The sequence below is a fragment of the Nonomuraea sp. NPDC004702 genome (assembly GCF_053601695.1).
In genome coordinates this window covers 21,090-28,046 of the sequence record NZ_JBSGCE010000092.1, presented here as the reverse complement: position 1 = coordinate 28,046, position 6,957 = coordinate 21,090, and the positions used below count along the sequence as shown (strand labels likewise).

Here is a 6,957-nt window from a genome sequence, read left to right as displayed (position 1 = left end):
GGGGGGTTGTTGTGGTGGACACCCTGTGGGAGCTGGACCCGCCGGTGCGCGGCCCCGCCCCGCCCCACGCTTCCAGGTCGCCGTCACCACCGCCCGCCGTTGGGCTGACAGCTACCGCCACCATGCCCCAGCCCACGGCCAGGCGTGCACGGGCGTCACCCATCGCGGACGGGCCTGGACCAGTGGCGCTGCACGAGGCGAGCCCGGAACTGGCCTTGCTCCGCAAGACCCGGCCAGAGATCGCCTTCAACGCCACCGTCCGACATCTCTTCACTGCGACGGCGCTGTGGTGGAGCAACGGCGGCGGACGCTGACCCCGGAGGGGGAAGCCGCCCTGCGCGGCACCCGCCGTGCGAGAACACTCTGCGCCTGCTATCTCAAGCGGTCGCGCCAACGACCTCCAGTCCCCATCTGGGGAGCAGCGTCGGCACCGCATGGGTAGCCCGTGCCTGTGAGCCGGCCATCGACGTTCTGGCGGAGACCGACTCGTTGGAGTACGTGCTGAAGCGCGCGAAGACCGAGTGGGGTTCGAACGCACACACCACCAACCCCACGTAGCCCAGAGAGGGTGAACATGGTGGACGAAACGGAACGCCACAAGTCGCTGATCATTCACACGGCGCAGGAGCTGTGGGACGACAACGAAGCACGGCGCAAGTTCCTTGGGGTGGTACGGCGCAGCGACGTGTTCGCCAGCTAGGCCGAGGCGCTCGACGAGCAGGCTGTCAGACCGGCGAACGCCACGTTCTACGGAGTGCGATGCGAGGAATTCCAGGGCTGAACGCTCAGTCCTGCCCGCTTCCGCAAAGCGCCCACCCAGTACACCGTCAGGTCGCGTGCGGCGGAGTCATGCCGGAAAGCCAATCGTCCAGCGTAAGCGCCAGCTGCCGCAGGACCTGCTCCGCGGGCTCGCCTCTGGCTCTAGCGCACCACCCGATCAAGATCTGGGTGACCATGGCGTGCACCGACTTCTCCCGGCCGTGTAGGTGATGGATCGCACGAAGGGTCTGGGTCAGATCGTGCGCCTCACCGGGCGGCAGCGGGGTGGTCAGCCGGACGGACTCGGTCGTGACGTCGTTGACGACCGCGATCTCGGCGAAGACCTCACCGACGGGCCGGTCGGCGTTGCAGGTGAGGAGAGTCATCCCGCGCAGCCATTCCTCGACGATCTCCCGCTGGGTCTTGGCATCCATGCGCCGCCATGCAGGATCCCGCGCGCCGAACACCGCGTCGGCGTGGGCCTGGCACAGTGGTCGCACCCGACGCCGTTGGCCGGGAAGCTTCTGTCCGCACACCGCGCTCATCCCGCAGATCCAGCAGGCCGACTTGGTAGGCACCGGCACCCGCTCCGCCCCGTCCATGACGGCAGCGTCCACCACCTAGTGTTCCGAGTCGTTAATTCGATTAAGACATGCGGCGATCGTCTCGAAGATCTCCTCGGCGGTTTTGGTCCAGATGAATGGCCGGGGATCGGCGTTCCACGTCTCGATCCAGGCTTGGAGTGCTCGTTCGAGATCGGTGACCGAGGTGTAGGATCCCCGCCGGATCATCCGGCGGGTGATCTCGGCGAAGAACCGCTCCACCAGGTTCAGCCAGCTGGAGTAGGTCGGAATGAAGTGCAGGTGGAAGCGGGGTGGGCCAGCAGCCAGGTCTTGATGATCGGAGCCTTGTGTGTGCCGTAGTTGTCTAAGACGAGGTGGATGTCCAGTTCGGCGGGCGTCTCGCGGTCGATCTGGTTGAGGAATGTGCGGAACTCCACGGAACGGTGTCTGCGCTGGTGGGTGGAGATCACCTTGCCCGAGGCCACGTCCAGGGCCGCGAACAGGGTGGTGGTGCCCGCCCGGATGTAGTCGTGGGTCTGGCGCTCGGGGACCGCGGGCATCATCGGCAGCACCGGCGCGGAGCGGTTCAGCGCCTGGATCTGGGACTTCTCATCCACACACAACACCAGGGCGGCCTCGGGCGGGTTGAGGTAGAGGCCGGTGACGTCGCGGACCTTCTCGATGAAGAATGGGTCGGTGGACAGCTTCCACTCATCGACCAGGTGGGGCTTGAGTCCGAAGGTCCGCCAGATCCGCGAGACGGCGGTTTGGTTCAGGCCGGTCCGCTTGGCCATCGCCCGGGTCGACCAGTGCGTGCCGCCGTCGGGCGGGGACTGTTCCAGGGTTTGCCTGATGACGTCTTCGACATGGCTGTCGGTGATCTTGCGGGGCTGGCCCGGGCGGTCCTTGTCGGACAGCGCCTGCAGTCCGCCGTCGATGTAGCGGTTACGCCACTTGCCGACCGTCTGCGGCCAGACACCCAGTTCAGCGGCGACCTCGGCATCGGTTCCGCCCTCGAGGCAACGCAGGATGACGCGTGCGCGCTGCGCCATGACCTGCGCCGAGGTTCGCCGGCGCGCGACCTGCTCCAACACCCGCCGATCCTCTTCGCTGACAAGCAAGAGCCGTCTGGGTCTGCCGCGCTTCGCCATGCGGGCATCGTATCTATTTCTTAATCGAATTAACGACTCGGAACACTAGGGACCGGCGTCAACAAGAGCGAGGAGCCGCTCGCCAGGCATGGATGATTCTGCCACCGCGGGCCGAGTCTCCCCGGGAAATCGCGTTGCATAGGCCGTGAACGGTCCTGGGACCGATGGTGCACCACATCGGGGCCGGCCGAGGAGGCTGTCCTACCCACGCGCACAACGTCCTATCTCGAATAGCACTCGAGTCAACACGGTTCTCAAGACTGGAAGCAAGATGCTTCCCCCAAGGCTAGGTAGGTAAGGTTTCTGAGCTGCTGGCAAGGGCGCTGTCTAGATCGGCTCGGCGGTCTAGACACCTGACTTGATCTTGCGCATGAGTTGGCCGGCGGTCACAGCGCGGCGGACCGATCGCCGACTCGGGCGCACGACTTGAGATCCCCGGGCATGGGCGACGCGGTCGCGGGCCGGCCCTCCGGCTTGGAGCCGGTCACTGGCCCCCTTCCCGGCAACGCTTCGGTGCGTCAGGGGTGCGGACATGCGACTCCTGACTCTGGGAGCACTCACCAGGGTGAGGAGGCGATCCGCTGGCGAATGGATGAATCAGCACCCCTGGTGGCCGGTTCTTCAGCCTGCGAGCTTCAGGAGGGCGCGCAGAGTCTTGGCCGGAGTCACACATCGAAAGCTCGTATCGTCGTCGAGCATTTCGGCGCTGGCATCGTTGCTGGCTGAAGGGGTGGCCCGGCTGAAGGAACTGGTGAAGGCGCTGCCCTTGAGTTGGTAGCGTCCGGGGGCTGATTGAGTGGCCAGCCATTCCCAGGTGTTGCCGCACAGGTCGTACACGCCATAAGGGCTGGCGCCGCTGTGATAGCGGTCCACCGGGGTTGTCTGCCCTATCCCGGACTCTCGGACGTTGCACTTGGCCGAGGTCAACCGCGATCCCCAAGGAAAGATGTCGCCGCGCACACCGCGGGCAGCCTTCTCCCACTGCTGGTCGCTCGGCAACTTCTTGGCCGCCCACTCGGCGTACGCGACGGCATCGCGCCAGGTGACGAACACCACCGGATGGTCGACAAGATCTCGTGGAGGGCCGCCGTCCCGACTCCAATGCTGCGGGCGGCGGTGCCCGGTAGCGGCTACGAAGCGGGCGTAGTCGCCGTTGGAGGTCGGGTACACATCGATGTAGAACGCCGGCAGGAAGACGGGCTCGTCATCAGGCCCGAAGAGGAACACGCCCTCGTCCACGAGCGTCATGAGCTTGCCGTCGATGGGATGCCGTACCTGATGGCCCCCGAGCAGAAGGGTGGCGCCGGAGATCACGGTGGCCGGCGGAGCCTCCCCATCGACGGAGAGCGGGGGAATACCGAGGGCTTCGGCGAACCGAACGTGCACCTCCTCGGGGGAGTTGGCCAGGCAGGTGTCCAGGGCCTCCTGATTCACCGGCCGAGGATGCATCTTCTCGCCCCCCGCCTCCCACTTGGACACCAGCCGTTCGCCTACGCCGAGGTGCCCGGCGAACTGGCGGATGCTCATGCGTTTCGCCTCGCGCAGCGCCCGGATCTCAAGCCCGGACCAAAGTTGGACGGTGACCGGCATTCGACTCTCTTTGGGGGATCGGTTAGCCTGGCAGAGCCGACAGCCTAGATCCTCTCGGCGGGAATCTCCTCGTATTCCTTGCGAAGAACCTCGAAGATCGGCAGGTTCGAAGGGAAAGTGACGTCGTCGATGGCCACGATCGGACGGACGCCGATCGAAGTGTTGGTGGCGAAGGCGGCCTGCATGTTCGAGATGTCCCGAAGGTTGACCGGGACGTTCACGGTCCGGTCGTGGACCTGCTGAAGCAGCCGCATCGTCACGCCCGGCAAGATGCCGCCGTTCGGCCAGGCGATGCGTTCGCCGTCGTAGAAGCCGATGTTCCAGGTCGCGCCCTCTGTCACGAAGGACATGCTGTCGAGGAACAGCGCGTCATCGAAACCAGCAAGCTGAGCCATGCGGCGGCCATGCAGGGCGCCGAACAACCCCACGTGCTTCACTGCCGGTAGATCCCGCTGGTAGCTCACCGTCCGCACCCGCATCGGAGGGGCGGGCAGGGCGACGGCCGGCCGCATGGTGACCAGGACCTGCGGGCGGGCCTCGCCTCCCGGATGCGCGAGCTCCAGATCCGGATCGAACACGGTCACGCGCACCACGACAGGGCCAGGCACCTCCCGTAGTGCTTGTCGGATGAAGTCCCTGACACGATCACGGTCCAGCTCGGCGGCAAAGACCGCGCGGCAATCCCGCACCAGACGGTCAAGATGGTGGGACAGTCCGCGGATGCGTCCGTTCTCAACCCGCATCGAGGTGAAGTGACCGTAGTTGATCAGGCCCAGGGCTTGAAGTGCGTCGGGGGTCACAACCACCCCATTGAGTTTCGCCATGGCCCAAGTCTCACACCTCCACTACCTGGCAGGAAGGCTCAAGGGCAGTGAAAGGGCAGTGCTGAGGCAGCGGCAGGGCGTGGGAACAGCGTGCCGCCGTACTGGACCCTAAGGTGATGACCCCGAGAAGTCGGGCACGGAGGATCCGCACTCCTCGCCAGCCGATGCGTCCCCCGCGGCCGCTGCGCGGGAGGCGAGCCGAAGGTGTCCCGCTGCCGTGCCGCGCCTTCGTGAGCCTGCTACCGCGCGCCCACGCACAGGCTGTCGCGCTCCTGGGCGGGGTGGAAGTACAGCCCCCCGGCATGGTCGAGGCATCGCGGTGGCGCGCCAGTCGGAGAATTGACGCCGGCAACGCAGACTTCCCCGCGGCGGCCGCCATGTCGGGAGGCGCGCGTCGTGACTACATCCCCTTTGGAGGCCGTAATGGATCACGGACCGCAGTAGAACGAGCTGTCCCCGCTTGCGCGAGCCGCCATCGTGGAGCAGGTCGGCCCGATCCACGACTGCGAGTCAATGCCCGGCGCTCCGCAGCAGCTCCTTGCGCGCATTCAGGGCTTGGACGAGGTGTTCGTCAAGGTGATGCCGGGCCAGCGACCCGTACGCCACCTGGCACCTGCGCGAGTGGCGGGCGACCCGGCACTTCCCCACTGGGCGCCCCTTCCCCGCATGGAGCGGAGCGGCGAAGTCAACCGCCATCACGTCACGGCGTGGGAGCTGATCAATGACCACGCTCACTCCCTGACCTGGCGTGCGATTCAGCCGACATGGCCGTCGTTTCGCAGATGCTGGCCGACCTGGGCAAATGCGGCTCAACTTTTGAGTCGTCCGGAAAGTGCGCAGGCGTGTGGCGTACGTTCCCCGAATCATGCTCTTCTCGCGGCGTATCACACCCATTTTGTTAGTCTAGGCCGAGATCCGCCCAAGTGGTTACGGAGTAGAAAAGTCTACAAATTGTAATGAACTGTACGCGTGAATTGAGAGCTTGGCCAGTGGGAATAGCTCCATACTGTGAGGGCCTACCGGCTTTCCAGAATCTGTAAGCTTCGGGCGCCGCGTACAAGAACAAGACCGTAAGTCACAATTTCGGAGGTGAGTATGCAAGTGGTCGTTTCGGATCCCCCCTTCGCGAGGGTCAAAGTATGGCTCGTTCGTGAGCTAGAGTTACCCTCGCTCCTGCCTGGGCTGGTTCGCAGAGAACTGGCGGAGTGGATGGGACCGACTCACGAAGCGCTAGGCGACCTGCGAACGATCGCTACCGAGTTGGTCACCAACGCGCTCGTACACGCCAGCGCGGAGTGGGTACGCGTGCATCTCGTTCCGGAATCTGGGTTCTGGCGGCTGACCGTGGTGGATCCGGGGCGGAACGGGCTGGTTCCACATCCTCGTATCTCCTCGGAGACGGAGGAAGCGGGCCGTGGTCTGCGGGTAGTGCACGGCCTGACGTCCGGAGCGTGGGGCACCCATAGGACCGTGGTTGGTGAGCGTGTGGTGTGGGCGCTAGTGCCTCGGTGAGGTGCGGTCGTTGGCATCACGTGAGGTGGCCCTCTGGCTTTCGAATGGCGCTGGCGGACACGTGTGGTGGCACGTCCGGGGATGGTCCTTCCCATGATTAGACGCGGTGGTCAGTGAGGAGTGAGGTGGACGGCGGATCTTACAGGTCGTGGCGGGATGAGGTCCTGGCGTGTTTGGCGCAGTTCCCGGCGGGTGTGACTGCCTCCGAGTTGACTGATTATTTCGATCGCTTGCGCACGGCGGACTTCTTTCGCAGATGCTTGGCTTCCCTGGCTAGAGAGGGTGTGGCGGTGAGACTCGCGTCGCCCGTGTCCGATGGTGTCGTGAGCGTGCCCATGCGGGGGCCGCATGCTCGGGTGCGTTATCGGCTGGCTGATGCGAAGTTGATAAAGGCGTCGTCGGAAAGGGCGACGTAGCGTAGACAACCCCTGGCCGGTGCGGCTGGTTGCCGTCTAACCGGTAAAAGGGTGCGAGTTCCGTTCAGTGAGGGGAAATCCTCCGCGGGTTGGGTGGCTGCGCTCTGGGTCCGGTCGCAGTCGCCAGAGGACACAGCCTGCG

The 6,957-nt window shown here is 65.3% G+C and carries 6 protein-coding genes and 1 pseudogene; 3 read left to right on the top strand and 4 right to left on the bottom strand.

Translation table 11 applies throughout. From position 1 onward, the window contains the following. Positions 1 to 182 precede the first annotated feature (182 nt). Both ACWEJ6_RS49180 and ACWEJ6_RS49175 read left to right on the top strand, forming a co-directional pair. Complete coding sequence (locus ACWEJ6_RS49180; RefSeq protein WP_452432361.1) at positions 183 to 314, top strand: hypothetical protein; 132 nt, start codon at positions 183 to 185, stop codon at positions 312 to 314. 254 nt (positions 315 to 568) lie between these two features. Continuing rightward, complete coding sequence (locus ACWEJ6_RS49175; RefSeq protein WP_452432360.1) at positions 569 to 700, top strand: hypothetical protein; 132 nt, start codon at positions 569 to 571, stop codon at positions 698 to 700. Positions 701 to 827: 127 nt separating this feature from the next. On the opposite strand, the gene ACWEJ6_RS49170 is transcribed toward ACWEJ6_RS49175, so the two are convergent. From ACWEJ6_RS49170 to ACWEJ6_RS49155, 4 genes and pseudogenes are all read right to left on the bottom strand, one after another. Then, complete coding sequence (locus tag ACWEJ6_RS49170; protein WP_452432358.1) at positions 828 to 1,361, bottom strand: hypothetical protein; 534 nt, start codon at positions 1,359 to 1,361, stop codon at positions 828 to 830. Between the two features lie 18 nt (positions 1,362 to 1,379). Continuing rightward, positions 1,380 to 2,473: pseudogene (locus ACWEJ6_RS49165) on the bottom strand (IS630 family transposase). 621 nt (positions 2,474 to 3,094) lie between these two features. Then, positions 3,095 to 4,063: an SUMF1/EgtB/PvdO family nonheme iron enzyme gene (locus tag ACWEJ6_RS49160; protein WP_452432357.1), complete on the bottom strand. Its 969-nt coding sequence runs from the start codon at positions 4,061 to 4,063 to the stop codon at positions 3,095 to 3,097. Positions 4,064 to 4,107: 44 nt separating this feature from the next. After that, positions 4,108 to 4,887 carry an aminotransferase class IV family protein gene (locus tag ACWEJ6_RS49155; RefSeq protein ID WP_452432355.1) on the bottom strand — a complete coding sequence of 260 codons (780 nt, stop codon included), beginning with the start codon at positions 4,885 to 4,887 and terminating at the stop codon, positions 4,108 to 4,110. 1,095 nt (positions 4,888 to 5,982) lie between these two features. On the opposite strand from ACWEJ6_RS49155, the gene ACWEJ6_RS49150 reads away from it, so the two are divergent. Continuing rightward, positions 5,983 to 6,399: an ATP-binding protein gene (locus tag ACWEJ6_RS49150; protein ID WP_452432364.1), complete on the top strand. Its 417-nt coding sequence runs from the start codon at positions 5,983 to 5,985 to the stop codon at positions 6,397 to 6,399. Positions 6,400 to 6,957: the final 558 nt, after the last annotated feature.

Excerpts from the sequence above, each read along its gene's own strand:
- ACWEJ6_RS49170 (WP_452432358.1), bottom strand. The coding sequence starts at position 1,361 with ATGGACGGGGCGGAGCGGGTGCCGGTGCCTACCAAGTCGGCCTGCTGG.
- ACWEJ6_RS49160 (WP_452432357.1), bottom strand. The coding sequence starts at position 4,063 with ATGCCGGTCACCGTCCAACTTTGGTCCGGGCTTGAGATCCGGGCGCTG.
- ACWEJ6_RS49155 (WP_452432355.1), bottom strand. The coding sequence starts at position 4,887 with ATGGCGAAACTCAATGGGGTGGTTGTGACCCCCGACGCACTTCAAGCC.
- ACWEJ6_RS49150 (WP_452432364.1), top strand. The coding sequence starts at position 5,983 with ATGCAAGTGGTCGTTTCGGATCCCCCCTTCGCGAGGGTCAAAGTATGG.